This window comes from Streptomyces sp. SudanB5_2050, assembly GCF_964272335.1.
Taxonomy (GTDB): Bacteria; Actinomycetota; Actinomycetes; order Streptomycetales; family Streptomycetaceae; genus Streptomyces; species Streptomyces rochei.
Genome location: NZ_OZ186760.1, coordinates 2,867,828 through 2,893,595, shown reverse-complemented (window position 1 = coordinate 2,893,595; position 25,768 = coordinate 2,867,828). Strand labels below are relative to the sequence as shown.

Genomic DNA, 25,768 nt, shown 5'->3' with positions numbered 1-25,768 from the left:
CGCCCGGCCGTGACCGGGCCGGGTTTTCGCCGGGCGAGCGGAATGACGTCGTCGCTCTCCTGGAGGTACGGCCGGGCCGTGTTGTGGGGCATCCGGGTGAATTAACCGGTGTCCCACGTTCGGTAGTTTCCCCGGCCGTCAATTTCTCGTTTGCAGGCTGCAGGTCATGGTGCGAGCCGTCAATGCTGTGCTCGCGCGGTTTCGGCCGTCATTCAGGCATGACCGCAGAGAAGGGAAAGTTCATGAAGAAGAGCGCTGCTGTCGTCGCGGGCGCGATCATGGCCCTCGGCATGGCCGCCCCGGCCTTCGCCGACGCGGGTGCCGAGGGTGCCGCCGTCGGCTCCCCGGGTGTCCTGTCGGGCAACGTCGTCCAGGTCCCCGTGCACGTTCCCGTCAACGTGTGCGGCAACAGCATCAACGTCGTTGGTCTGCTGAACCCGGCGTTCGGCAACGAGTGCGAGAACGACTGACGTCGTTCCGCACCGACCGGCTGCGTCACGGCCGGCCTCGGCCAACTCGTTTGGTCCGGGGCCGGCTTTCCCCCTTTTCCGCGGCCTGCCCGCAGCCGGTACTCCAGCCACCTCTACCAGCAGGAAGACAACCAGAGTGCGACAGACCCTGAGCAGGGGGATGGTCGCGGCAGCCGCCGCGACGGGCATCCTTTCCCTGTGCGGCAGCCCCGCCCTTGCCGACTCGCATGCGGACGGAGCCGCCAAGAACTCGCCGGGCGTCGCGTCCGGCAACGCCGTCCAGGTCCCGGTGGACGTGCCGGTGAACGCCTGCGGCAACACCGTCGACGTGATCGCCGCGCTGAACCCGGCCTTCGGCAACGAGTGCGAGAACACCTCGGACGAGCCCGCCGACTCCGGCTCCGGCTACGGCCAGGACGGCGGACACGGCGGGGAGTACGGCGAGGACGTCGCGGACGTCGACGTACCGTCCGGCTCGAGCGCGGACGGGACCGCCGTGGGCTCGCCCGGCGTCGGCTCCGGCAACGCCGCCCAGGTCCCGGTCGACGTGCCGGTGAACCTCTGCGGCAACACGATCGACGTGATCGCCGCGCTGAACCCCGTCTTCGGCAACTCCTGCGAGCAGCAGCACGAGGAGCCCCCCAGCTACGGCGAGGAGGAGCCGCCGCCCCCCACCACCCCGCCCGGCGAGGAGGAGAAGCCGCCGCCCCCGGGCGAGGAGGAGAAGCCTCCGCCGCCGCCCGCCGGTGAGGAGGAGCCCCCGCCGCCCGCCGGTGAGGAGGAGACCCCGCCGGCCCCGCAGGAGGAGCAGCCGCCCGCCCTCGCGGAGACCGGCAGCGAGGCCATGCCGGCCGCCGCGGCCGCCGGTGCCGGACTGGTCACCGCCGGCGCGATCCTCTACCGGCGCAGCCGCCCCGCCGCCCGCCGCTGACCCGCCCCGGCGCCCCCGGACCGACCCCGTACGGTCGGCCGGGGGCGCCGCGCTGTCCGCGCCCGCGGCCGGGCCCGGGGCGGGAGGCCCCGTCAGTGAAATCCCGCCCGGTCCTCCTCCGCGCGGCCCGCACGGCCGGCGGGTCCCGGGTCGTCCGTACGGGGCGCCCGGTCGGAGGAGGGCGCGGGGGCCTGGCGTACGACGCGGGGGCGGGCCGGAGCCGCCGGGCGCGGGCGGGGGCGGAGCCCGTGGTGCAGGCGGTCCAGGAGGCGACCGCTCGCGTGTCGCCCCCACAGGGCCCACAGGGCCCGGCCCGGCGCCCGGTCGTCCGGGGCGTGCCAGGCCAGTTCGCGTCCGTCGGGCGCCGGGCGCAGGGCGCTGAGCGGCGCGTAGTTCTCCACCACGAAGGTCCGTCCCGGCCGCGGCTCCCCGTCCGGCAGCGGCCGGTCGGTCAGGTCCAGGTGCAGGGCCCGTACGACATCCAGCCCGGCGGTGTCGGTGAACAGCCGGAACTGCGCGCCCGGGCGGGGATTGAAGTCCAGCAGGTGGTAGCGGCCCGTCGTCCCGCAGCGCCGGAAGTCGAGGTCGAGGATGCCCCGGTAGCCCAGCTCGGTCGCGACCCGCTCGGCGAGCGCCCGCACCCGCGGGTTCTCCGTCCACCGGCCGACCGCCGTCAGACCGGCGCCCCGGGGCCGGGCACGGGTCTTGCGGCCGGGCCCGCCCGCCCGCACCGCGCCCGAGCGGTCGGCGTACCCGTGGAAGAACCAGTCGCGGTCCGGTCCCGGCGGCAGGAACGCCTGGAGCAGCAGCCGGCTGCCGGCCTCCTCGGCCCGCCCGTACAGCTCCCGCGCCTCACCGGCCGACCGCACCAGCACGGTGCTGCGCAGCGCGCTGCCCGGCGGCACCAGCCAGGGCCGGCTCCACTTCGCCACCACCGGCAGCCCCAGCCGCCAGGCGGCGCGGGCGGCCTCCCGCGGCCCGTCCGGCACCAGGGTCGTCGGGTGCGGGACGTCCAGGGCCGCGCACACACCGGCCAGCTCCGCCTTGTCGGCCACCCGCCCGGGCAGCGCGCCGGGCAGCTCCGGCAGCAGGTACGAGGGCGCCAGCTCCGCCCGCGCGAGCCCCACCGCGACCGCGCACGCGTCGTCCATCGGGATCAGCACCGCGGGACGCGCGACCCGCGCGGCGACCCGGCGCAGGACCGCCGCGATCTCGGCGGGCGAGGCACCGGGCGGCGGGGGAGTGTGCACCCGGCTCACATAGCGGGAGGCACCGACCGGGCTTCCGGCACAGTCGGCGACGAGGTGCACGTCCACGCCCGCGCGGCCGAGCGAACGCACCGCGCCCAGCGTTCCGTGGTGGAAAGGGTTCCGGTCGGTCCGCAGCAGAACGGCGGGGACGCGGGTGTCGAACAGCGACACGGGATTCTTCCTTCGTCTTCGGTCGGGTCACCGGAGCGGGCGATCGGCCCACTCGAAAGCCGTAGCAGCGGTGGCGTGACGGAGATTCATATGACTGAGTGTCAGTAGCGCCCGCCGCGCACGTCGTGGACGCGCCGCGGTGAGGCGGGTGAGCGGAGCGCTGGACACACGCGAGGAGAGGGGCCGGCATGGCCGTACGTCGGAGACGGACCCGGCCGGGGCGGCCGGGACACGCGGTGGCGGCGACGCTCGCCGGGATGGCCCTGCTGGCCGCGGCCCCTCCGGCCGCCGTCGCCGAACCGGTGCCACCCGCGCCCGCGCCGCCGGCCGCCCAGGCACCCTCGGCGGCCGGTGCCCCCGCCTTCGGCGCCTACCTCGACTACGGACCGCGAGGCGTGGCCCGGATGGCCGAGCTGAGCCACTGGCTGGGCGGCGCCGAACTGAGCGTCGGCCACACCTACCTGCCCGGTGACCGCTGGAGCAACATCGCGGGCGCCCCCGGGTTCCTCGACGTGTGGGCCGACTGGCGCACCCGCAAGGCCGACCGGACGCTCGTCCTCAACGTGCCCATGATGGAGCGCAACGAGGAGGGGCTCGACGACGACGAGGTGCGCGGGCTCCTGCGCCAAGGGGCCGCCGGACGCTTCGACCACCACTACCGCGCCCTCGCCGAACGGCTGGTGGAGCTGGACGTGCCCGACACGGTCCTCGTGCTCGGCTGGGAGATGAACGGCACCACCTACAGCCACAGGTGCGGACCCGACCCGGACGCCTGGAAGACGTACTGGAACAGGATCGTCACCACCATGCGCGCGGTGCCGGGGCAGAAGTTCCGGTTCGACTTCACCCCGAGCCGCGGCCGGGACGCCGTCCCCTGGACCGAGTGCTACCCCGGCGACGACACGGTCGACATCATCGGCATGGACTCCTACGACCAGCCGCGCGGCATGCCGTTCGACGAACAGGTGACGGAGCCCTACGGACTCCAGGCGCACGTGGATTTCGCCAAGGCGCACGGGAAGCCCATCTCCTACCCGGAATGGGGTCTCTTCCGCAACGGGGACAACGCCGAGTACATGCGGCGCATGCTCGCCTGGATGGACGAGCACAAGCCCGTCTACAACACGCTCACGGACTACTGCCCGCACGGCGTGTGGCAGTGCGGCGACAACCCCCGCTCCACGGCCGTCTACCGGTCCGTGCTCTTCGGCCGCACCGACGAGCCGGCCCCCGAGGTCCCGGAGCCGACCACGCCCACCGTGCCCACGGCACCGCCCGTGCCCGCGGTGCCGCCCACCGCGCCCGAGCCCGCCGCCGACTGCTCGCCGCTGAACCTCGGCGACTGGGTCGAGTACTGGCTCGGCGGGAAGCTCTGCATGCGCCTGGACTGGTACGCGCGCCACAAGTAGCGGTGCGCTCCGGCGGCGGGGCCGGTCAGGTCCCGCCGCCACCGGTGCGCTCCTTCCGCTCCTGCCGCCGCCGCAGCAGTTCCTTGCCGCGTCGGCGCGCGGACACGTCGCACAGGGCGGCCGACAGCAGCGGGGCCGTGCGCCGACGGGCCAGCAGCAGCCGCTGGTTCACCACCGGCTCCGGACGCCAGTGGTGCTTGTACGGCTCGTCGCCGCGCAGCAGACTCAGCGTGCTCCGCCCCGGCGCCCGGGCGTGCTCGGCGCACGCGTCCAGCAGCATCACGGCGACGTCCGCCTTCCGTTCCCGCAGCCGGGGATGGGCGCCGTACAGGTAGCCGCCCGCCAGCCGCCGCGCCAGCAGCGTCACGTCCACGGCCACCACCTCGCCGTCCATCCGGAACTCGGTGACCACCGCGTCCCCGGACCGCACCATCGGCCCCACCGCCCGCACCAGATGGTCGCGGAACCGGGTCCGCAGATGCTCGCCGGTGACCTTCCGCCCCTGCCACTGGAGGCGGTGCAGCTCCAGCAGCCGGCGCAGCGCCGCGTCCACCTCGCCGGGCGGGACGGTGCGGCTGACGACGCCGAGCGCGTCGAGCCTGCGCAGCTTGGCGCGCACCCGCTGCTGGGACTTGGCCGAGGGCAGTCGGGCGATCAGCTCGGGCAGGGGCGCGGCGGGCAGCTCCAGGCACAGCGAGTCGGGCACCAGGCGGCGCGGTCCGCGCCAGTGGTCCCACACCCGTTCGGCGGCGGCGCCGGGCCGCACCTCGCGCAGGTCGATCAGCGCGGACCGGGCGGCCCGGGAGAGCGCGCCGGCGAGCGAGGCCGCCGCGGCGTCCCCGCGCTCGTCGTCCAGCAGGACGTCCCCGTAGTCGGAGATCGCCCCGCCCAGCGGCACCAGCGCCGGGACCGGACGCCGTACGAGCGTCAGCGGCGCGGCGGCGACCAGTTCGCGGCCGTCGCGGACCAGCAGCACCCGCAGCCGGCCGGGCGTGCCGTACGACCGCCACCACGCGTGCAGCCAGGCGTGGCTCTGGAACGGGGTCGCCGCCGCGCACCGGCGGTACAGCCGCCCCCACTCCGGCGCCAGCCCGGCCAAGCGGCCCTCGTCGGTGACCAGTTCCGTGGTGTACGTCGGCGGGTACGGCACCGGGCGCGGGCCCGGGCACCGCGCCGGGCGCGTCGCCGGGTACGTCGTCACAGCTGTCCGCGGACGTCGGCGGCCGGGGCGGGGCCGGGCACCGGTGCCGCCGGTGGACCGCCGTCCCGCCCGGCCCGGCGCGGCCGGACCAGCAGCGCCAGTCCGCCCAGCAGGCCGCCCGCGCTCGCGCCCACCAGCCCGGTGACGGCGGCCGACGCCGAGGACGGCTCGGTGGGCTCGGTGGCGCGGGCGAACTGCCGCAGCTCCACCCGGGTGTCGTCGGCGGACGCCGCCGCGTGCCGGGTCAGCGCGCGGGCGACCGCGTCGGCCATGTCGGCGGCCTCCTCCGGGGAGGAGGAGGTGGCCGACACCGACACCATCGGCGCGTCCGGCGAGGTCGCGGTGCGCACGCTCTCCCGCAGCGTGGTCACCGGCACGTGCGCCCACATCTGGGCGTCCGCGAGCACCGCGAGCTGGGTGGCGACCCGGCCGTAGGCCTGTGCGAATCCCAGGGCCGACGCCGGGTCCGACGCGTCGGCGGGGACGGCGACGACGTAACTGGTCGCCGTGTACCGCGCGGGGGTGAGCAGGCCGTAGCCGGCGCCCAGCAGGCCCCCGGTGAGGACGCCGGCCACGAGCGCGGACCACGGCGGCAGGGTGCGGACGCGGCGCAGGGCGGGACGCAGCACGGCGAGCGCGCGGCGGGGCCGGGCGGGCGGCCCGGCCTTCTCGTCCGGTGCCGCGGTCTCGGCCGGGGGACGGGTCATGGACTCGGTCATGCGGAACTGACTCCCTGGAGTGCCGGGGACGACGGGTGCGAGAGGGCGGCCGCGTACACGTCCAACAGCCGGGCGGCGCTGCGGGTGACGCAGTAGTGGCGGGCGGCCTCGGGCGCGGTGCGGGGGCCGGGACCGGGTCCGGCGGCGGCCCGGACCTCGGCGAGCGCGCGGGCGAACTCCGCCGGGCCGCCGGTGACCCGCCGGGCCGCGGGCGCGGCGTGCGGGGGCAGGTCCTCGATCGCCGGGCAGGAGCTGAACAGCACCGGCAGCCCCGACGCCAGGCCCTCCACGACCGCCAGGCCGAACGCCTCCTCGGGCGACGGGGCGGCGAGCACGTCCATCGCCGAGGTGAGCGAGGGCAGGTCGGGGCCCGGGGTGCCGTCGGGGGCACAGGGGCGTTCGCCGGTGAGCAGGACGCGGTCGGCCACCCCCGCCTCCCGGGCGGTGCGGCGCAGCACGTGCTCCTCGGGGCCGCCGCCGACCAGCAGCAGCCGGCAGTCGTCCGGCAGCCGGGCCAGCGCCCGGACCAGCACGTCGAACCGCTTGCCCGGGGTGAGCCGTCCGACGCCGCCGACGACGTACGCGTCCGGGGGCAGGCCGAGGCGTCGGCGGGTGCGCTGACGGGCCACGGGGTCGAAGCGGAAGCGGTCCAGGTCGATGCCGTTGGGGACGACCTCGATGCGGGGCGCGGGCACGCCCCACCGCTCCAGCCGGTCGGCGACGGTGGGCGAGACGGCCACGGTGGTGGTGCCCAGCCGCTCCCCGGCCAGGTACAGCGCGCGGACGGCCGGGGTGAGCGGGCGGCCCTCCATCTGGGAGTCGCCGAGGGAGTGTTCGGTGGCGACGACGGCGCGTACGCCGGCCAGGCGGGCGGCGAGCCGGCCGTAGAGGCAGGCGCGGTAGAGGTGCGTGTGCACCAGGTCGTAGCCGCCGGCGCGGATCAGCCGGGTCAGGCGGGGCAGCGCGGCCAGGTCCCGGTTGCCGGCCATGCCGAGGTGGACGACGTGGACGCCGTCGGCCGTCAGTCCGTCGGCGACCGGGCCCGGGTCGGTGAGCGTCACGACGTCGCAGTCGACGGGGAGGTGGCGCAGCAGGAGGCGCAGCTGCTGCTCGGCGCCGCCGACACCGAGGCCGGTGATGACGTGCAGGACCCTCACCTCACACCCCCGTCGCGGGACGGCGGCGCAGCCGGTGCAGTCGGGTCTTCAGCAGCAGGCGCACGGCCGTGTCCCGCTCACCCACGTGCACGCGGGGCAGCGCGTGCGGGCCGGTCAGCGGGCCGGGGTCGATGGCGCACGCGTACGCGTACCCGGCGGCGCGCACGGCCTCGGCGGCCCGGGCGTCGACCGTGCCGTAGGGGTAGCAGAAGCCGGTGACCGGAGCGCCGGTCAGCTCGGTCAGCAGCGCCCGGCTCTCGGCGGTCTCGGCCTTCAGCGTGGCGTCGTCCGCCGTGGTCAGGTCGACGTGGGTGAGCCCGTGCGAGCCGATCTCGACGCCCTCCGCGGCGGCGTGCCGGATGCCGTCCGCGGTCAGTAGGGGCTTGCGCGGGCCCAGCGGGTCCCAGGCGTTGTCGGCGCCGAGTCTGCCCGGCAGCACGAACAGCGTGGCCCCGCAGCCGTGGCGGCGCAGGCACGGCAGGGCGTGCGTGACGAAGTCCGCGTACCCGTCGTCGAAGGTCAGCCCGACCAGGCCGCGGTCCTCGCCCCGGGCCCGGGCGGCCAGCAGCCCGGCCACGGACACCCCCCGCAGGCCGCGCCGGCGCAGCCAGCCGAGCTGCGCGTCCAGCCGCTCGGGCGTCACCGTGATCCGGTACGGGTCCTCGGAGCGGTCGCCGACGGAGTGGTACATGGCGATCCACGGGACGGTGCCGGGGCGGGCGCGCACGCCCACGCGGGCACCGGTGAGCGTACGGAGGTCAGCGGGACCTGCGGGACCTGCGGGACCCGCGGGACTTGCGGGGACGGCGCGGGCGGGCGCCCGGAGGGAGGCGTCGGGGGAGGGGGAAGCGGATGCGGAGGCTGATGCGGCCATGCGGGAGCCTTCGTGTGACGGGACGGAGGGAGCGGCGGACGGACTCGACGGCGGGGACGGCGCCCCGGACGCCGAGGACCGGGGCGAGGACGGCGAAGACGCCGACGACCGCCGCGGCACCGGCGGCCAGGGGGACGGCGGGAGAGACACCGGGGGCGGCGAGGCGGTCCGCGACCAGCGCGCCCGTGACCGCCGCCGCGACCGCCACCGGGACCGGCCGGGCCAGGTCGCCCAGGACGCGCCGCAGGCGCACGGGGACGCTGCGCGGGCCCGTCCCGGCGACCAGCAGGGCGGCGGTGACGGTGATGCCGGCGGCGTTGGCGGCGGCGATCCCGGACACGCCCCAGGGGCCGACCGCCCAGGCGCCGGCACCGGCGGTGGCGGCGATGCCGACGGCCATCGCGCCGAGCGGGTACCAGTTGGCGCGGCCGGCGGAGAAGTAGCAGCGGGCCAGCGCGCCCACCACCGTCTGGCCGAGCAGCCCGAGGGCGTACACGCGCATGACGCCCGCCGTCGCCGCCGTGTCGGCCGCCGTGAACGCGCCGCGCTGGAAGAGCAGCTGGACCATCTGGGGCGCGCAGGCGACGACGGTGGCGGTGCCCAGCAGCACCAGACCGGCCGCCAGCGCCACGTCCCGCTCGACGCGTGCGCGGGCCCGCTCCGTGTCGCCGTCGGCCACCGCCCGCGCCACCACCGGGAAGGTGACCGTGCAGAGCATCAGCGACAGGGTCATCGGGATCTGGGCCACCTTCTGCGCGTAGTTCAGGTGCGAGATGGCGCCGGAGGGGAGCCCGGAGGCGAGGAAGCGTTCGATCAGGACCTGCGACTGCCGGCACAGCGCGAAGAGCAGGACGGTGCCGAGCAGGGCGAGGGCGAGGGGGCGCGCCGGGGTGTCCGCGGCGCGGGGCGTCGTACGGGGCGCGGGGGCCTCCTGCCCGGCCGTCCCCCGGTGCGGGGCGTTCGTTCCGGCCGTCGCCCCGGCCGCAGGGGTCGGGGCGTCGGTGGCGGTGACGGTCGACGTCCGGGGCGCCGCGCCGGCACCCTCGTCCCGCCGGAACCCGAACCGGAACCGGAACCGGAACCCGAACCGGAACCGGAACCGGAGCCGTCGGCGGTCGGGTCGGCCGTCCGGGTGGCGCAGCTGTCCGGCCAGCGAGGGCAGTTGCGCCGCCACCATCAGCAGGCCGCCCACCGCGACCCCCACGGCCGCCGCGCGCACCCCCCAGCGTCCGCCGAGCACGAACATCGCGGTGATGATGCCGGTGTTGTAGGCGCAGTAGATCGCCGCCGGTGCCAGGAACCGGCGGTGCGCGCGCAGCGCGGCGCTGCAGTACCCGGCCAGTCCGAAGCTCACCACGCAGGTGGCGGTGAGGCGGGTGCAGTCGACGGCCAGGGCGTGGTCGGGCAGGCCCGGCGCCAGGGCCCGCACCAGCACCGGAGCGGCGGCCACGACCAGCGCGCCGGCCGCGGCGAAGGCCAGGGTCAGCCGGGGCAGCGTGGCGGCGACCAGCGCGCGGACCGGATCGCCGGGTACCGTGCCCTGCGCGCGGCGGGCCAGCGCGAGGCTGAACATCGGGACCAGCGCGAAGGCCAGCCCGTCCTCGATGAGCAGCGTCGCCGCGAACTCCGGCACCGTCCAGGCCACCAGGAAGGCGTCCGTCTCGCGGCCGGCCCCGAACAGCCGGGCCAGCGCCTGGTCCCGGGCCAGCCCGAGCACCGACCCGGCCACCGACAGCACGGCCGTGAGCAGCGCGGCACGGGCGAGGAGACCCCGCGAGGACCGTTCCCCGGCGTCGGCCCCGGCGTCCGCGCCCGGGACGTCGGCGCTGCGGGCCGCCGGCACCGCCGCCTCGTCCGGCGCGTGCACGGGAGGCGTCGTCACGAGACCGGCACCTCCCCGCGGCCGTTCCCGGCGCCGGACCCCGCTTCCGCGCCCGCCCCCGTACCGCCGCCCAGCCCCCACCGGGCGGCGAGCCCGAAGCACACCGCCGTCAGTACGGTCGAGGGGCCGCCGATGTCGGCGTACGCGAAGTCGGTCAACTGCCACACCAGCAGCCCGCAGGCGACCAGCGCGCAGTCCTGTCCCGGCCGCCGGGAGCGCCGCGCCGCACGCAGCCTCCGCAGCCCGAGCACCAGCAGCGCCAGCCAGCTCCCCGCGAGCGCGAGCAGCCCGATCAGCCCCTGCTCGGCCAGGACCAGCAGGTACATGTTGTGCGGGGACAGCAGCGGCTGCCTGCGGTAGCCGGCGCCGGCGCCGTCGGTCTCGCTGCCGGAGGACAGCGCCAGCGAGGCGTGTCCGTCGCGGTGCTCGGGAAAACCCTTCAGCCCGACACCCGTCAACGGCCGCTCGCGCCACATGCCGACGGCCGCCGCCCACATGGTGTACCGGTCGGTCACCGACTGGTCGGGCGCGTCGGCGACCCGGGTGATGCTGCCGACCCGCTCCTGGAGCATCGCCGTGCCCACCCCGAAGCCGCCCACCAGCACCACGCCCGCCGCCACCGCGGCCGCGCCCACCGCCAGCGCCCGCCGCGCCCCCGCGAGCAGCAGCTGTGCCGCGCAGGTCACCGCCGTCGCGATCCACGCCCCCCGGCTGAACGACAGCGCCAGCGGCAGCAGCAGGGCGAGGGCGCAGCCGGCGGCGAGCAGCCGGTGCCGCACCGGAGTCCGGCCCAGCGCCAGCCCCACCGCGCAGACCAGCCCCAGGGACACCACGGTCGCCATCCCCATCACGTCCTGCGGCCCGAAGGTGCCCACGGCCCGGACCTGCTCGCCCTGGTAGGAGGCGCCGGTGCCGGTCGCGTACTGGTGGACGCCGACCGCCCCCTGCCACACCGCGAGCCCCACCATCGACCAGGCGAGCAGCCGCACGTCGCCGCGGTCGCGCACCAGCAGGACGACGGCGGCCGGGACCAGGACGAAGACCTGGAGGTAGCGGCCGAGGCCGGTGAGCCCCGCCTCCGGCGAGAGGGCGCCCGCGGCGGCGACGGCGAGACCGACCACGGGCAGGCCCAGCACCACGGCCCCCCTGCGGGACAGGGGGCGCCGCCGGTCCCGTACCAGCCGGACGGCGCAGTACAGCACCGCCAGGCCCGAGGCCACGTCCGCCGGATGCGCGCCGTCCGCCCCGCCCCCGGAGACCGGCAGCGCCAGCAGCGCGACCACCGCCACCACGGCGAGGACGGGCGGCGGCGGCCGACGGCGCAGACGCGCCGCGGACCACAGGGGCAGGGCGTGGGCCACCTCGCTCAACTCCCCGTCGGGCGCACGAGTGCCACGGCCGTGCGCAGCAGGATGCAGACGTCCTGCCACAGCGACCAGTCGTCGATGTACGCGTTGTCGTAGCGGGCCCGGTCCTCGATGGAGGTGTCGCCGCGCAGCCCGTTGATCTGCGCCAGCCCCGTGATGCCGGCCGGTGCCCGGTGGCGGGCCGCGTAGCCCGGGTGGGTCTGGCTGAACTGGGCGACGAAGTAGGGGCGTTCGGGGCGCGGGCCGACCAGGCTCATGTCACCGCGGAAGACGTTCCACAACTGCAGCAGCTCGTCCAGCGAGGTGCGGCGCAGGAAGCGGCAGAACCAGGGCATCCGCCGCTCGTCCGCCACGCTCCACCGGGTCGCCGACTCGTGCGCGTCGGCCGGGCGGTGGGTGCGGAACTTCAGCAGCGTGAACGGCGCGCCGTCCTTGCCGATGCGCTCCTGCCGGAACACCACACCCGGCCCGCCCACCACCCGCAGCACGGCCGCGCAGGCCAGCAGCAGCGGGCTCAGCAGCAGCAACAGCGCCCCGGACACCGTCACGTCCAGCACCCTCTTCCCGGCGCCGCCCGGCCGCCGGGCCCCCGTCGGCAGACGCCGGCAGGAGAACCCGGCGAGCCGGTCCCGGCCCGGATACGACCGGCCCGGGCAGGCCCGGCCGGGGAACGTCACATCGGGGTACGAGGGGGAGTCCGCGTCCAGTTCCCACACCGCGCACCCCGACTCGGCCAGCGCCCGCAGCAACGGCCCCTGCCGCGCGAGCACGGACGGGTGCACGGCCAGCACGTCCCGTACGCCGTTCTGCACGACCGCCCGCCGCACCTCCTCAGCCGTGGTCAGCACGGGCGGACCGCCGGGGGCACCGCCCGGGTCGTCGGCGACCAGCCCGACCGGCCGCATCCCGCAGCCCGGGTCGCGCAGCACCGCCGCCGCCACGCGCTGCGCGGTCGCGACGGGGCCGACGACGAGGGCGGCGCGCGGGCGGGCCCGCAACGCGCCGCGGCGCCGCCGGTGCACGACGCCCCGGCCCGCGCACCCCGTCGCCGTGTGCAGCAGGAAGCCGAGCAGCAGAGTGCGGGCGGACAGCGCGTGGGCCGGCGCGCACGCCGCGACGAGCGCGCCGAGCGTCAGCCAGAGCACCGCGACACGGCCGCAGAGGGCGGGCAGGTCGTCCAGCACCCCCGGCAACCGCCGGGCGGGCTGCGGGCACAGCAGCAGGGAGGCGGCGACCAGCAGGGCCGCGAGCAGCGGTTGGTGCGGGGTGCCGGTGAGGACGAGTGATCCCGGCAGGGCGGCAGCGCCGTCCGTGACGATGAGCGGCAGCGGGGAGTCCGGCCGCGGGGCGGGCCGCCCGGCGGGCAGCCGGAAGCCACCGGAGCCGCTGTGCCGAGGCATCACCGAGAGAGGAGAACCGCCGAGGTCGCGTGGCTGCCCGGCGGGGGTGGGAACGGTGCTTTCCGCGGTCACGGGTGCGTGGACTCCCTGCGTTCGGTGGGCGTGACGGCCGACGGCCGCGGGGCCGCGGGGCCTTCGCCGAGGAGATCGCCGTACACCGCGGCGACCGCCGCGGCGGTGTGCCGTACGTCGTGTGCGGACCGGACGTGCGCGCGCGCCCGCCGGCCGAGCGACGCGCGCAGCGGCGCGTCGAGCAGCAGCCCGCTCACGGCGCCGGCCAGCGCCGCGGCGTCCCCGGGCGGGACCAGGCAGTGCGGGAGAAGAGCGGGCGGCAGCACCTCGTCGGCTCCGTCCACGCCGGTCATCACCACCGGCCGCCCGCAGGCCATCGCCTCCAGCGGGGCCAGCGCCATGCCCTCCCAGCGCGACGGCAGGACGACCAGATCGGCGGCCCGGTACCAGGGGGCGGCGTCGGCGACGGCACCCGCGAAGAGCACCGGGGCGGTCTCCTCGGGCGGGCGCGCACCACCGGTGCGGACCCGTGCCGGGCCGGTGCCGCCGGACGCTCCCCGGCCCGGGGCGCCGGCGCCGAAGCCGTACGCCGAGGCGCGCGCCGCCAGAGCGGCGCGGTCCGGGCCGTCGCCGACCAGCACCAGCCGGGCCCCCGGCACCCGCGCGAGCACCGACGCCCACGCGGCCAGCAGCACGTCCTGACCCTTCTGCCGGCACAGGCGTCCCACGCACACCACCAGCGGCGCGTGCGGGCCGGCGCCGCACCGCAGCCGTACCTCCTCCGCGGCCGGCTCCGGCCCGGGGCCCGCGCCGAAGCGGTCGAGGTCGACGCCGTTGGGGATGACCGCCCACCGCCCGCGCACCCCGGCCCGCTCCCCGCGCAGCCGCTCCGCCTCGCTCACGCACACCGTGCGCGCCGCCCACCGCGCCCCCAGCCGCTCCCAGCCGAGCGCGAGTCGCGCCGCGGCCCCGCCGACCGCCTCGAACGACCAGGCGTGCGGCTGGAACACGGTCGGCACCCGCCCCTGTACGGCGAGCCGCGCCGCGAGACCCGCCTTGGCGCTGTGCGCGTGCACCAGGGCGGGCCGCACGTCCTCGATCACGCGGGCCAGCCGCCGCATCTCCGCCGCCAGGGCCGGCCCCGGGGACCGCGTCGCCGGCCAGTGCCGCACGTCGGCGCCGAGCGCACGGAGTCCGGCGGCCAGCGGGCCTCCGTCCGGACAGGCGACCGTGACGCGGAGTCCCGCGGCGAGCTGAGCCCGGGTCAGGTCCGTGACGACGCGGGCGACCCCGCCGTCCACCGGCTGGGTGACGTGCAGAACCCGTGACCGGGAGGCCGTCGGTGCCAGGTGCATACGCGTTTCCTCGCTCACGGACAAGGCTCGGGACGGGCGGGCGCGCGTCTCACCGCAGGGCGTCGGCCGCGACGCGGCGTACGCCGGCGCACGCCGCGTCCTGCCGCGAAACGAACCGGGAACCGGCTGGTCACCGCCACGATCGGAGCGTTCGATGGGTGCCCTCGGTCGAAGCCCCGCAGTGGTGCAACAGGGATGCGTCGGATGGTGGGGAACTCTAGTCGCTATCCGTACTAATACGGTGAAACCGGGTATGTGTGTTGGATCTGTGAACGCCGGTCTCCCGCGAGATCACTCTTTCGGCGGCACAACTCGCGCGCGTGCCACGCGTTGACACTGCGCCGGGCACCCGCCCGGATGTTTGTGTCAACCCCAAGGAGCACCTCTCCATGTCGCGTATCGCGAAGGGCCTGGCCCTGACCTCCGTCGCCGCCGCCGCGGTGGCGGGCACCGCCGGTGTCGCCGCTGCCGACAGCGGCGCCCAGGCCGCCGCCGCCCACTCCCCGGGCGTGCTGTCCGGCAACGTCGTGCAGGTCCCGGTTCACATCCCGGTCAACGTCTGCGGCAACACCGTCGACATCATCGGCCTGCTGAACCCGGCGTTCGGCAACGAGTGCGAGAACGACTGACCGTCGGCTCGAACCCCCGCACCGGCCGTCCGTACCGCGGTTCCTCCGCGAACGGGCGGCCGGTTCGCGTTGCCGCACGGACGGCGGTGTGCTGCCCCGAATGGGGGGTGCGGGCGCCGACACGGCGGGCGGGCCTTGACAGGCCGTCCCACCAGGCAGGACGCCGGGGGCGGCGCATCCGGGCGCGTACCCGCGGTGACGGCTCGGTTGCAGAGCGGCACGGGCGCTTCCACGGTGGGCTCAAGATCCGACGCACCACCGAAAGGAACCCCCTCATGCGTCTGCCCGCACGGCGAATCGCCACCACCGCTCTCACCGCCGGCCTCCTGATCGGTCTCTCCGGTCCGGCGGTGATGGCGGCCGATGGCGAATCGGTCCGGGAACGCACCCACGCGGCGTCCCGCGCACCCCTGCCCGACGCCGCCGAACTCCAGGACCAGGTCGGCAGCCTGGCCGGTCTGGGCGGCGTGCTGACGCCGGTGACCGACCTGCTCAGCGCCGTACTCAAGGCCGACGACGGCAAGCTCGCCGCCACCGACGCGGACCAGTTCGCCGCCGCCGTCAAGGACGCCCTCGCCAAGGCCGAGGCGGCCGACGCGGACGCCGACGACACGGCGACGACGCCGGAGACCACCACGCCCGGCACCACCACCCCCGGCACCACCACGCCCGGCACGAGCACCCCGGCCCAGCCGCCGGCCGTGACCGCGCCGGACGCCGAGACCCCGGTGACGCTGCCGGCGCCCGTCGCGGCGCAGGGCGCTGACGAGACCGCGGCGGCGTCCGACCTGGCCGCCTCCGCCTACGCGGAACTGCAGAAGCAGATCGACGCCCTGATCAAGGCCAGCACCTCCGGTACCGCCGAACAGGTGAGCCCGGCCGTCAAGGACGTGGTCACCGGTGTCGTCAACGTCGTCGCCGCCACGCTGGTCGGCGGCGAACTGCCCGCCGCCGACCTGGCCGGCCTGCCCGCGCTGCCGGCCGCCCCGGAGGCCGCGGCTCCGGAGGCGGCGGCTCCGGCCGCCCCGCTGCCGGCGAACCCCTCCTGACGCCCCCGGCGTTCCGGGCCGCCGCGCCGTCCCCCTCTTCCGGGACGGCGCGGCGGCCCTTTCGCTTTTCCTCGTCGGCCGTGCGCGCGGTCGGCCACTGCGCGGCATTCCCTCACGTCATTCGCCGTCACGGCATCAGGCATTACGTCATCAAGGGATCTCATATGTCTTCCGCACGCGGGGTTTCCGTGCCCGAAGCAGGTCGTTAGGCACGGCGTCAGCATTTCCCCCGGTGCCCCGACGGGTCGCCGAAGAAAGGAGCACGATGAAGTCCCTCAAGGCCGCCGCCGTGGTCGCCGGTTCCCTGGTCGCCGCCGGCTCCGCCGCCCCCGCGTTCGCCTACGACCCCGCCGACATCACGCCCACCAGCCTGAACGGCGCCGTGAACGCGCTCACCTCCGAGCCCATCGACGTGATGCCGCTCAAGCACCAGTCGGAAGCGCTGGACACCGAGAACAAGGACTCCGTGCTGCACACCGTGAAGGGCGCGACCACCGAGCTGAACTCCGGGGGCGGCCTGCTCGGCGGTCTTCCGCTGGGCCGCTGAAACGGACGGCCGACGCCGGATCCACCGTATTCCGTTCTCCCCGCCAGCCCTCCCGCATTTCTGAAAGGGACCGTGCCTGACATGAAGTCGACCACCAGACGAACCCTGGCCGCCGTCCTCACCGGTGTCGCGGCCGCCGTGGGCGCGGCCGCGACACCGGCCGCCGCGGCCGCCGCCGTTCCCGTGCCGGTGCCGCTGGGCGGCGCGGAGACGGCCCTCGGCATGGAACTGCCCGAGGTGGAGGGCGAACTGCCGGTGCCGAAGCCGGGAGCGCCCGAGGGGCCGCGGTACGTCGAGGGCCGGCTGCTGCCGGAGCGGACGCTCCCGCAGCTGCCGGTGAGCAGCGGGCTGCCGGGCGTCGACCTGCGCCAGCCCCTGCCGCGGGTCCTCGGGGACGAGTTCGACCACGCCGCCGTCGACGCCCCCGCGGCCGACCTGCGGGCGCTGGCGCCGGGACTGTCCCTGGACGCCCCGCTCAGCGCGCCCGACGGCGGCGGCTTCGGTCTGCCGGCCGCGAAGCTGCCCCAGGCGGGCGTACTCAGCCCGGTGGTGCAGTCCGTGCCGACGGCCGACCTGGGGGTCGGCCCGGGGCTGTAGCCGTACCGCCTCGTCCGCACCCGTGTGGCCCTGTGTGCGGTGACCGCGGGGCCCGTCGCTCGGTTACCGGTGCGAATCACCGAACCGGACGAGGGACGAGGAGCGAGCCATGGTCGTCAACGCGGACAGAACCAGCGAGGCAGCCGCTGTCGGGATCGCGGACGAGACGGACGGAGCGGCGGACAGGACAGCGGACGGAGCGGCGGACGGGAGTCCGAGAGGGCCCCTGGGCCGCCCGGTGAGCGGCACCCGACGGCAGTTGATCCGGGGCCTGCTCGCCCCGGCCGTCGCCGTCTCCCTGGCGCCGCTGGTCGCGGCCTCCCGGCCCTCACAGGCCGCCCCGGGGACGCCCACGCGCCACCCGCATCCCGAACCGCACGACGAGGCCGGTGCCGAGCCGCGGCCCGGCGACCCGGCCGACGGCGCCTCGTTCGACGAGACCTACCGAGGCCGCCGCATCCGCGGCATCCGGTCGGCCGCGGGGCGCGCGGTCGGCGCCGGGACGTGGCACGTGACCGTGGACGGCCGGCCGCTGCACCTCATGCGCCGGGCCGACGGCAGCTGGCTCAGCATGGTCGACCACTACCGGTCCTACCCCACCCCGCTCGCCGCCGCCCGCGGCGCCGTCGACGAACTCGGGCCCGGCGAGCAGCTGCGCGACACCCCGGCCGCCGCAGGTCAGGACCACTCCGGGAGGCACCGTGGCGTACACGCGTAAGGACGTCAGCACGCTGACCCGCTCCGAGAAGCGACGGTTCGTCAAGGCGCTGCTCGAGGTCAAGCGGCGCGGCGAGTACGACGAGTTCGTCCGCACCCACATCGAGTACTACGTCTCCGACGGCGAGGACGGACTGCGCACGGCGCACATGGCGCCGTCCTTCCTGCCCTGGCACCGGCGGTTCCTGCTGGACCTGGAGGAGGCGCTGCGCCGGGTCGACTCGTCGGTCACCGTGCCGTACTGGGACTGGACCAAGGACCGTTCCGCCACCTCGACGCCGTGGACGGCCGACCTCCTCGGCGGCACCGGGCGGCGCTCCGACCACCGGGTGACCACCGGGCCGTTCGCCTACGCCGAGGGCAACTGGACCCTCAAGGAGAACGTCACCGACACCGAGTACCTCACCCGGGACCTCGGGCGGGCGGGCGATCCCCTGGAACTGCCCGGCAGGAGCGACCTGGAGTGGGCGCTCGACGACCCGGTGTACGACACCGCGCCCTGGGACTCCACGGTCCGCAAGGGCTTCCGCAACAAGCTGGAGGGCTGGGGCACCGGGCGCGGCAGCGTCTCCTGGCGCAACCACAACCGGGTGCACCGCTGGGTGGGCGGGGCCATGGTCGGCGGCGCGTCCGTCAACGACCCGGTCTTCTGGCTGCACCACGCCTTCGTCGATCTGCTCTGGTCCCGCTGGCAGGCCCGGCACGGCGGCGCCCGCTATCTGCCCGCCGAGCCGCCCGGCCGGGGCAGCGCGCAGCGCGGACGGATCGTCGCCCGGCACGAGAGGCTGCCGCCGTGGGACGTGACGCCGGACGAACTGGAGGACCACAGCCGGATCTACCGGTACGCCTGACCGGCGGCGCCACGGCGCCCCGCACAGGGGTGAGCCCCGGCCGGGACGGCCGGGGCTCACCTGGTCACTGCGGGACTCAGCCGCCGTAGCCGCTGTTCTTGCCGTCCTCGCCGTGCTTGTCGCTGTCGTCCTTCTTGTCGTCGTCGCCGTTTTCGCAGCTGTTGCCGAAGGCCGGGTTCAGCAGACCGATCACGTTGATCGTGTTGCCGCAGACGTTGACCGGCACGTTGACCGGGACCTGGACGACGTTGCCGGACAGGACGCCGGGCGAGCCGATGGCCGCGCCCTCGGCGCCCGCGTCCGCCATGGCCAGGCCGGTGCCGCTGAGCACCACGGCACCGGCGCCCAGGGCGACACCGGCGGCCTTCGCGATGCGAGACATCACGTTCTCCTTCTGACTCGGGGAGCACGGCGGCAGGTCGCGCCACCGCACGGCCGGTTCAACGCGGCAGGTCGGAGGGGGGACACGGGGGGAATGTGAGGATCACCCTTTTTGAACAGAAGGGCGGGGGTGGCCTCTGGAGCCGGTGCCCGGGCCGAAAACCGCTCCGTTCCGGGCCGGTGCGTCCACTAGCCTCCCCGCATGGACAACGACCGATCCGACCGATCCGACCGATCTGCTCGATCCGTGCCAGCCGATCGCCCCGTTCGTTCCGACCGACCCGTCCCGTCCATCGGCACCCCGGGCCGGCCGGAGCACGCCGACGTGACCGCGCGGTCCGAGGTGGGCGCGCTGCCCGGCCTGTTCGCCGACGAGGGCCGGGTGCGCGCCTTCGCGGCCGTGGCCCTGGGCGCGGGCAGCGCGGAGGAGGTGGCCCGCTCGGGCGGCCTGTCCGCGAGGGACGCCGCCGCCGCGCTGCGCCGGCTGCGGGAGTACGGCGTGGTGACGTCCGGGGACGACGGCGGCCTCGTCGTCGCCCACGCGCGCTTCGCGGAACTCGCCCGCGTGAGCAGGCCGGCTGCCGAGACCGCAGGGCACACCGGGACGGAGGACGACCGGGCGGGCCTGATCGTGCGGACCTTCGTCAAGGACGGGCGCCTGGTGCGGCTGCCCGCGCGCTGGACGCGCAAGAAGGTGGTGCTGCGGCACATCGCCGAGCAGACCTTCACGCCGGGCGTGGAGTACCCGGAACGCGCCGTCGACGAGAAGCTGCGCGCCTGGTGCGACGACGGCGACGTCGACCATGTGACGCTCCGGCGCTACCTGGTGGACCTCGGTCACCTGCGCCGGAGCGGCGGGACGTACCGGCGAGCGGACCCGTCGGCCCGGGCCGGGATCGCTTGAGTCCGCTGACGCCTGAGCCCGTTGACGCCTGAGCGCTGACGCCTGAGCCCGCGCTCGCCTGAGTCGCCATCGCCATCGCCATCACCAGAGCCCGGAGACGCTCGGGGCGGAGGTCCGGGGCTGGGTCCCGGGCTCAGGCCGGGTCGGCGGCGCGGGCCGGGCCGGAAGCCGGGGGCGGGGGCTGGACCGGCGGCGCGGGCTAGGCCGGGGGCGCGGGCTAGGCCGGGGGTGCGGGCAGACGGCGTACGGGAGAGCCCGCGAGGTAGGCCCGGATCGCCTCCACCGCCTGGCCGTAGTAGGTGGCGTAATTGGCGCGCGAGACATAGCCGAGGTGTGGGGTCGCCAGCAGGCGCGGGGCGGTGCGCATCGGGTGCCCGGCGGGCAGCGGCTCGGTGTCGAAGACGTCCACGCCCGCCCCGGCGATCCGGCCCTCGCGCAGGGCCGCGAGCAGGGCCTCCTGGTCGACGATCGCCGCTCGTGAGGTGTTGATCAGGTAGGCGGTGGGCTTCAGCAGGGCCAGCTCGGCCGGGCCGAGCAGGCCGCGGGTGCGGTCGCCGAGCGCCAGGTGGACGGAGACGAAGTCGGCGTTCGCGAGCAGTTCCTCCTTGGAGGGGGCGAGTTCGACGCCCACCTCGTCGGCGCGCTCCCGGGTGAGGTTCTGGCTCCACGCGCTCACCCGCATGCCGAAGGCGAGGCCGACCCGCGCCACCCGGCCGCCGATCTTGCCCAGGCCCAGCAGTCCGAGCCGGCGCCCGTGCAGGTCGGCGCCGACCGTCTGCTGCCAGGGGCCGCCCTCGCGCAGCGCGTTGCTCTCCTGGACGAGGCCCCGGGCCAGGCCCAGCAGCAGGGCCCAGGTCAGTTCGACGGGCGGGGTGGAGGAGGACGCCGTACCGCACACGGTCACGCCGTGCGCCTCGGCGGCGGCGTAGTCGATCACGCTGTTGCGCATGCCGGAGGCGACGATCAGTTTCAGCCGGGGCAGCCGGGCGATCAGGGACGCCGGGAAGGCGACGCGTTCGCGCAGCGTGACCACGATGTCGACGTCGGCGAGTGCCGACGCGAGGGCGTCCTCGTCGGTGAAGTGCGTGCGGAAGGACACGACGTCCACGGCGTCGGCGACCGGGGACCAGTCGGCGATCTCGGTCGCCACCTGCTGGAAGTCGTCGAGCACCGCGCAGCGCAGTCGCACGTCGTCCGATCCCTCCGCCAAACGGGCAGTGGCGCCCCCGGCAGGACTCGAACCTGCGGCCAAGCGCTTAGAAGGCGCCTGCTCTATCCACTGAGCTACGGGGGCCTGGTGTGGTGGCCTCGGTCGTGCTGCCCGGGTGCGGGCCGATCCGTGACGCTGCCGGGGACAAGGATAGGGCTCCCGGCTCCATGTCCCTGATGCTTCTCCTCCGTGGCTCGATGTGGAGGTTCGGTGAAGCGCTCCCGATAATCGCAGGCAGGTACGAATCGTGCATCGCTTTTGGCGTCTCGCGCATCGGGTGTTGTGCACTCGTTATGCCTGGGCTGTGCTCGCGCCCCGGTAATCCCTTCCGTCCGGAGTGTCCGGTCGGCGCGCAGACATGCTCATCATGCTCATATGCTTCAGAATTCCCCTAAAATTGGGCATTCTTCACATGTGGTGACCTTGGACGTACGGCCTCAGCTGCTCGACGCACTCTCCGCCCTGCGCGACCGTGTCGCGGCCGCACGCTTCCCGCTGCCCCTGGCGGGGGCTCCACGCGCGCGTGCCAACCGCGACGAACTGCTCGCCCAGCTGGACGACTATCTGGTGCCCCGGCTGAAAGAGCCGGAAGCCCCCCTGCTGGCGGTCGTCGGCGGCTCCACCGGTGCCGGGAAGTCCACGCTGGTGAACTCCCTGGTGGGCCGCCGGGTCAGCGAGGCGGGCGTACTCCGGCCCACCACCCGCACACCGGTGCTGGTCTGCCATCCGGAGGACCACCACTGGTTCAGCGGCATGCGGGTGCTGCCTGACCTGACGCGGGTGTGGGTGCCGCACCAGGACCCCGACGACGATCTGCTCCTGCCGGGCGAGAACCCGTCGCGCGTCCTGCGCGTGGAGACCGCCGACAGTCTGCCGCCCGGCATCGCCCTGCTGGACGCGCCCGACATCGACTCCCTCGTCGCCGACAACCGCGTCCTGGCGGCCGAGTTGCTCTGCGCCGCCGACATCTGGGTGATGGTCACCACGGCCGCCCGGTACGCCGACGCCGTGCCGTGGCATCTGCTGCGGACCGCCAAGGAGTACGACGCCACCCTCGTCACCGTGCTCGACCGGGTGCCCCACCAGGTGGTGGCCGAGGTGTCGCGGCAGTACGGGGCGCTGCTCACCAAGGCCGGACTCGGCGACGTCCCCCGGTTCACCGTCCCCGAACTGCCCGAGTCCGCCTGGGGCGGCGGGCTGCTGCCGGCCAGTGCCGTGGCGCCGCTGCGGACCTGGCTCGCGCACCGGGCGCAGGACCTCGGGGCCCGGCACGACGCCATGGCCCGTACGGCGCACGGCATCCTGGACTCCCTCAAGTCCCGGATGCCCGAACTGGCCGGCGCCACCGCCGCGCAGTACGCCGCCGCGCTGCGGCTCACCGCCGCCGTCGAGGGCGCCTACGACGGCGAGCACGCGCGGGTGCGGGGCAGGCTGCAGGCGGGCGCCGTGCTCGCCGGGGACGCGTTGAAGCGGTGGCGGGCGTTCCCCCTCGACTGCACGCCCGAGGAACTTCTCGACTCGCTGGTGGAGAGCCTGACCGCCCTGCTGCTGTGCTCCGTCACCGCCGCCGACGAACGGGTGGACGAGGCGTGGCGGCGCGAACCGGCGGCCACGGCCCCGGAACTCGCCCACCGCGACCCCGCGCCGGAGAGCGCCGAGCACCGCATCGGGGTGGCGGTCCGGCGGTGGCGCCGCGAGTTGGAGGAGTTCGCCGAGGACGAGGTCCGCGAACTCGACCGGAACCTGGCTCCGGACCCCGCCGTCGTCGCCGCGCTGGTCGCCACCGTGCTGCTCGGCGGCCGGCGCGGGCGCAGCGCCGGGGAGAGGCTCGCCGAACGCATCGGTGCCCATGGCGCGCTGCGGCTGCGCGACCGGGGCGGGCGGCTGCTCGACGAACACGTGGACCGGGTCCTGCACGTCGAGCGCGAGCGCCGGCTGGCCCCGCTCGACGGGCTCGAGATCCACCCCGAGCCCCAGGCCGAACTCATCGCCGCGCTGTCCGTACTGCAGAAGGAGAGGTGACCGGTGACCGCCGTCACTGACCAGGATCCCACCGAACACACCGGCCACACGACCGGGGAGGCGGGCGGGGCGGGCCGCCCGGATCGGACGGAACGACCGGAAGCACCGGAACGACCGGATCGGTTGGACCGGGAGGCCATGGATGCCGCTGCGCGGGGAGAGGGCGTAGGGAAGCCGAACGGTCGGCACGGCGCGCACGATGCGCATGGCGAGCACGGCGGGGAGGGCGGGGAGAGCGGGGGCCGCCGGGTCAGCCGGGACCCACGGGGCGCCAGGAACATCGGGGAAGCGGAGGGTGCCGGGGGTGCTGGAGGCACTGGGGGCGCTCGGGCACACCAGGACCGGTGGGACCGGCGCGACAGGAGAGAGCCAAGTGGCCCGGCTGACGTGAGTGACGCGGGTGACCCGCGCGCCCTGGAAGGCCCCGGGAGCGACGGCCAGGACACGTCCTCGCGGGAGCGCGTCGGCGAGCGCCGCGCGCGTGGGCTCCACGCCCGCGTGAAGGACGCGGCGGCGTCCCGGCGCACCGGGCGCGAGCGGGGCCGGGAGACGGGACGGGACGGCCACGACCGGGACCTGGACCTGGACCGGGACCCGGGCGGTGCGGACGAGCGGGGGAAGCACGGGGAACGCGGGGAACGCGGGGACGAACCCGGGGACCGCGGCCGTTCCGGGGACCGTGGCCGCCCGGCGGACGGGCGCCGTCACGCCGACCGGGAACGTCCGGCGACGCGCGCGGCCGGGCCGGAACGGGCCGCGGGCCCGATGCCCTCGGCGGACCCCGAGCGCCGGGCGGCGTCCGACGGCGGGGCGGCCGGGGGACGTACGACGCCGGCCGAGAGCGCGGCGGGCGGGACGTCCCGCTCCGGTGACGGCGGGGAAGGCGCCTGGGGCGACGGACTGATCGCGCGGCGGGTCGACGAGAAGGGCGGCGGACCGGACCCGTACGCCGTCGTGCCGAGCAGGCCCGCGGGCTCGTCGTCGGCCGCGCTCATGCCGCTGGCCTACGACGGGAACCTCAGGTCGCGGCTGGACGCCCTGCGCGAGCTGGTGGGCCTGTCCCGCACCCGGCTCGACACCGGCACGCTCGCCGAGGCGGGCCGGGTCCTCGACGAGGCGGCCGCACGACGCCGGCTCTCCGGGCAGCACACCGTCGTCGCCATCGCGGGCGCCACCGGCAGCGGCAAGTCGCAGCTGTTCAACACGCTCGCCGGAGTGACGATCTCCGAGACGGGCGTACGCCGGCCGACCACCGCGGCCCCCATCGCCTGCAGTTGGAGCGACGGCGCGGCCAGTCTCCTGGACCGGCTCGGCATTCCCGGCCGTCTGCGCCGCCGCCCGATCCAGCACCCGGACTCCGAGTCTCCGCTGCGCGGACTGGTCCTGATCGACCTGCCGGACCACGACTCGGCGGCCGTGCAGCACCGCGAGCAGGTGGACCGCATCCTGCGGCTGGTCGACGCGGTCATCTGGGTCGTCGACCCGGAGAAGTACGCCGACGCCGTGCTGCACGAGCGCTACCTGCGGCCGATGGCCGGCCACGCCGAGGTCACCTTCGTCGTCCTCAACCAGGTCGACCGGCTCCCCGGGGAGGCCGCCGAGCAGGTCCTGGACGACCTGCGACGCCTGCTCGACGAGGACGGCATCGCCCTGGGGGAGCACGGCGAACCCGGTGCCACCGTGCTCTCGCTGTCCGCGCTGACCGGCGAGGGCATCGGCGAACTGCGCGAGAGCCTCGGCCAGTTCGTCGCCGAGCGGCAGGCACCCGCCCGCCGCATCGCCGCCGACGTGGACGCCGCGGCCCGCGACCTGCGGCCCGTGTACGTCACCGGGCGGCGCACCGGGCTCAGCGAGGAGGCCCGGGAGGAGTTCGCCGACCGGCTCGCGGACGCGGTGGGCGCCACCGCGGCGGGCGAGGCGGCCGAGCGCGCCTGGCTGCGCAACGCCAACCGCGCCTGCGGCACCCCCTGGCTGCGGCTGTGGCGCTGGTACCACGACCGGCGCGAACCTGCCACGGGCCGGATCTCGCTGCGCACCCAGGAGGACGAGGAGGCCACGGCCCGGCAGCGCGTCGAACAGGCGGTGCGTACGGTGTCCGAGCGGGCGTCGGCCGGGCTGCCGGCGCCGTGGGCGCAGGCGATGCGCGAGGCCGCCGTGCGCGGAGCCCAGGGACTGCCCGAGGCGCTCGACGAACTGGCGGTGCGCACGGGGCTGCCGCCGGGACGTCCGCCGCGGCCGGGCTGGTGGCCGGTGGCGGTGCTGGCCCAGGCGTCCATGACCCTGCTCCAGGTGGTGGGCGGGCTGTGGCTGCTGGGCCAGATCATCGGGTTCGTGCCCCCGAACCTGGGCGTGCCCGTGCTGCTGATGCTGGCCGGGATCATCGGCGGTCCGCTCATCGAATGGAGCTGCCGCGTCGCGGCACGCGGCCCGGCACGCCGCTACGGCCACGAGGCGGAACGCCTGCTCAGGGAGGCCGCCGCCGGGTGCGGCCGGGCCATGGTGCTGGACCCGCTGGCGGCGGAGCTGCTGCGGTACCGGGAGGTGCGGGAGCAGTACGGACGGGTCACCGGCGTGGGGGCCGCAGCGAGGTAGCGCGCCTGCGGGTCAGGTCCGCCGCCCGCGCGAGTGACGGAGTTATCCACAGTCCCGGAGGCCGTCCACAG

The 25,768-nt window shown here is 75.9% G+C and carries 23 protein-coding genes and 1 tRNA gene; 12 read left to right on the top strand and 12 right to left on the bottom strand.

Annotated elements, in window-relative coordinates; all coding sequences use genetic code 11:
* Positions 1-242: 242 nt before the first annotated feature.
* On the top strand, positions 243-470 hold the full coding sequence (gene chpD / locus ACFZP7_RS12890) for a chaplin ChpD (RefSeq protein ID WP_019325477.1): 228 nt from the start codon (positions 243-245) through the stop codon (positions 468-470).
* A gap of 136 nt (positions 471-606) precedes the next feature.
* Positions 607-1,401, top strand: a complete 795-nt coding sequence (locus tag ACFZP7_RS12885) for a chaplin (protein WP_385634464.1) — start codon at positions 607-609, stop codon at positions 1,399-1,401.
* Positions 1,402-1,493: 92 nt separating this feature from the next.
* Here the strand turns inward: ACFZP7_RS12885 and ACFZP7_RS12880 are convergent, their stop codons facing one another.
* A complete protein-coding gene (locus tag ACFZP7_RS12880) occupies positions 1,494-2,822 on the bottom strand; it encodes an ATP-grasp domain-containing protein (protein ID WP_385634463.1) in 1,329 nt (442 codons plus the stop codon).
* Between the two features lie 188 nt (positions 2,823-3,010).
* Between ACFZP7_RS12880 and ACFZP7_RS12875 the strand changes: the two genes are divergently transcribed.
* Positions 3,011-4,231 carry a glycoside hydrolase family 26 protein gene (locus ACFZP7_RS12875; RefSeq protein WP_031014373.1) on the top strand — a complete coding sequence of 407 codons (1,221 nt, stop codon included), beginning with the start codon at positions 3,011-3,013 and terminating at the stop codon, positions 4,229-4,231.
* Positions 4,232-4,256: 25 nt separating this feature from the next.
* Here ACFZP7_RS12875 and ACFZP7_RS12870 read toward each other — a convergent pair whose 3' ends face one another.
* From ACFZP7_RS12870 to ACFZP7_RS12835, 8 genes are all read right to left on the bottom strand, one after another.
* A complete protein-coding gene (locus ACFZP7_RS12870) occupies positions 4,257-5,381 on the bottom strand; it encodes a GNAT family N-acetyltransferase (protein WP_385634462.1) in 1,125 nt (374 codons plus the stop codon).
* A gap of 47 nt (positions 5,382-5,428) precedes the next feature.
* Complete coding sequence (locus tag ACFZP7_RS12865; RefSeq protein ID WP_385634461.1) at positions 5,429-6,151, bottom strand: lipopolysaccharide biosynthesis protein; 723 nt, start codon at positions 6,149-6,151, stop codon at positions 5,429-5,431.
* Positions 6,148-7,308, bottom strand: coding sequence for a glycosyltransferase (locus ACFZP7_RS12860; protein ID WP_385634460.1), 1,161 nt, complete (start codon positions 7,306-7,308; stop codon positions 6,148-6,150). The genes ACFZP7_RS12865 and ACFZP7_RS12860 overlap by 4 nt, the downstream gene beginning before the upstream one ends.
* A 1-nt stretch (position 7,309) precedes the next feature.
* Complete coding sequence (locus tag ACFZP7_RS12855; RefSeq protein WP_046249191.1) at positions 7,310-7,999, bottom strand: polysaccharide deacetylase family protein; 690 nt, start codon at positions 7,997-7,999, stop codon at positions 7,310-7,312.
* Between the two features lie 67 nt (positions 8,000-8,066).
* Positions 8,067-10,064: a lipid II flippase MurJ gene (locus ACFZP7_RS12850; RefSeq protein WP_385634459.1), complete on the bottom strand. Its 1,998-nt coding sequence runs from the start codon at positions 10,062-10,064 to the stop codon at positions 8,067-8,069.
* Positions 10,061-11,425, bottom strand: coding sequence for an O-antigen ligase family protein (locus ACFZP7_RS12845; protein WP_385634458.1), 1,365 nt, complete (start codon positions 11,423-11,425; stop codon positions 10,061-10,063). The genes ACFZP7_RS12850 and ACFZP7_RS12845 overlap by 4 nt, the downstream gene beginning before the upstream one ends.
* Positions 11,426-11,430: 5 nt before the next feature.
* Positions 11,431-12,903, bottom strand: coding sequence for an exopolysaccharide biosynthesis polyprenyl glycosylphosphotransferase (locus ACFZP7_RS12840; protein ID WP_385634457.1), 1,473 nt, complete (start codon positions 12,901-12,903; stop codon positions 11,431-11,433).
* Positions 12,900-14,198: a glycosyltransferase gene (locus tag ACFZP7_RS12835; protein WP_385634456.1), complete on the bottom strand. Its 1,299-nt coding sequence runs from the start codon at positions 14,196-14,198 to the stop codon at positions 12,900-12,902. The genes ACFZP7_RS12840 and ACFZP7_RS12835 overlap by 4 nt, the downstream gene beginning before the upstream one ends.
* Positions 14,199-14,587: 389 nt before the next feature.
* On the opposite strand from ACFZP7_RS12835, the gene chpG reads away from it, so the two are divergent.
* The 6 genes from chpG (at position 14,588) to ACFZP7_RS12805 (ending at position 18,588) form a co-directional block, all read left to right on the top strand.
* Complete coding sequence (gene chpG / locus ACFZP7_RS12830) at positions 14,588-14,827, top strand: chaplin ChpG (protein WP_019325464.1); 240 nt, start codon at positions 14,588-14,590, stop codon at positions 14,825-14,827.
* Positions 14,828-15,102: 275 nt separating this feature from the next.
* Positions 15,103-15,876 (top strand): hypothetical protein, encoded by a 774-nt coding sequence (locus tag ACFZP7_RS12825; RefSeq protein WP_127444417.1) that lies wholly within the window; start codon positions 15,103-15,105, stop codon positions 15,874-15,876.
* A gap of 265 nt (positions 15,877-16,141) precedes the next feature.
* Complete coding sequence (locus tag ACFZP7_RS12820; protein WP_019325462.1) at positions 16,142-16,423, top strand: hypothetical protein; 282 nt, start codon at positions 16,142-16,144, stop codon at positions 16,421-16,423.
* Positions 16,424-16,504: 81 nt separating this feature from the next.
* Positions 16,505-17,020: a hypothetical protein gene (locus tag ACFZP7_RS12815; protein WP_385634455.1), complete on the top strand. Its 516-nt coding sequence runs from the start codon at positions 16,505-16,507 to the stop codon at positions 17,018-17,020.
* A 109-nt stretch (positions 17,021-17,129) separates the two neighbouring features.
* The gene (locus ACFZP7_RS12810) at positions 17,130-17,738 is read left to right on the top strand and encodes a tyrosinase family oxidase copper chaperone (protein WP_385634454.1); all 609 of its coding nucleotides are present in this window, start codon (positions 17,130-17,132) and stop codon (positions 17,736-17,738) included.
* Entirely contained in the window at positions 17,722-18,588 is an 867-nt protein-coding gene (locus tag ACFZP7_RS12805; RefSeq protein ID WP_046249454.1) for a tyrosinase family protein, read from the top strand. The genes ACFZP7_RS12810 and ACFZP7_RS12805 overlap by 17 nt, the downstream gene beginning before the upstream one ends.
* Positions 18,589-18,664: 76 nt before the next feature.
* On the opposite strand, the gene ACFZP7_RS12800 is transcribed toward ACFZP7_RS12805, so the two are convergent.
* Positions 18,665-18,970, bottom strand: coding sequence for a chaplin (locus tag ACFZP7_RS12800; protein ID WP_019325458.1), 306 nt, complete (start codon positions 18,968-18,970; stop codon positions 18,665-18,667).
* A gap of 324 nt (positions 18,971-19,294) precedes the next feature.
* On the opposite strand from ACFZP7_RS12800, the gene ACFZP7_RS12795 reads away from it, so the two are divergent.
* Entirely contained in the window at positions 19,295-19,873 is a 579-nt protein-coding gene (locus ACFZP7_RS12795; RefSeq protein WP_385634453.1) for a DUF2087 domain-containing protein, read from the top strand.
* 217 nt (positions 19,874-20,090) lie between these two features.
* Here ACFZP7_RS12795 and ACFZP7_RS12790 read toward each other — a convergent pair whose 3' ends face one another.
* Together ACFZP7_RS12790 and ACFZP7_RS12785 are read right to left on the bottom strand one after the other, a co-directional pair.
* Positions 20,091-21,062 carry a D-2-hydroxyacid dehydrogenase family protein gene (locus ACFZP7_RS12790; protein ID WP_127434205.1) on the bottom strand — a complete coding sequence of 324 codons (972 nt, stop codon included), beginning with the start codon at positions 21,060-21,062 and terminating at the stop codon, positions 20,091-20,093.
* 29 nt (positions 21,063-21,091) lie between these two features.
* Positions 21,092-21,167 (bottom strand) — tRNA-Arg (locus ACFZP7_RS12785).
* A 330-nt stretch (positions 21,168-21,497) separates the two neighbouring features.
* Between ACFZP7_RS12785 and ACFZP7_RS12780 the strand changes: the two genes are divergently transcribed.
* Positions 21,498-23,105: a dynamin family protein gene (locus ACFZP7_RS12780; RefSeq protein ID WP_029393253.1), complete on the top strand. Its 1,608-nt coding sequence runs from the start codon at positions 21,498-21,500 to the stop codon at positions 23,103-23,105.
* Positions 23,106-23,492: 387 nt separating this feature from the next.
* Positions 23,493-25,697: a YfjP family GTPase gene (locus tag ACFZP7_RS12775; protein WP_385634452.1), complete on the top strand. Its 2,205-nt coding sequence runs from the start codon at positions 23,493-23,495 to the stop codon at positions 25,695-25,697.
* The last annotated feature ends 71 nt before the right edge of the window (positions 25,698-25,768 follow it).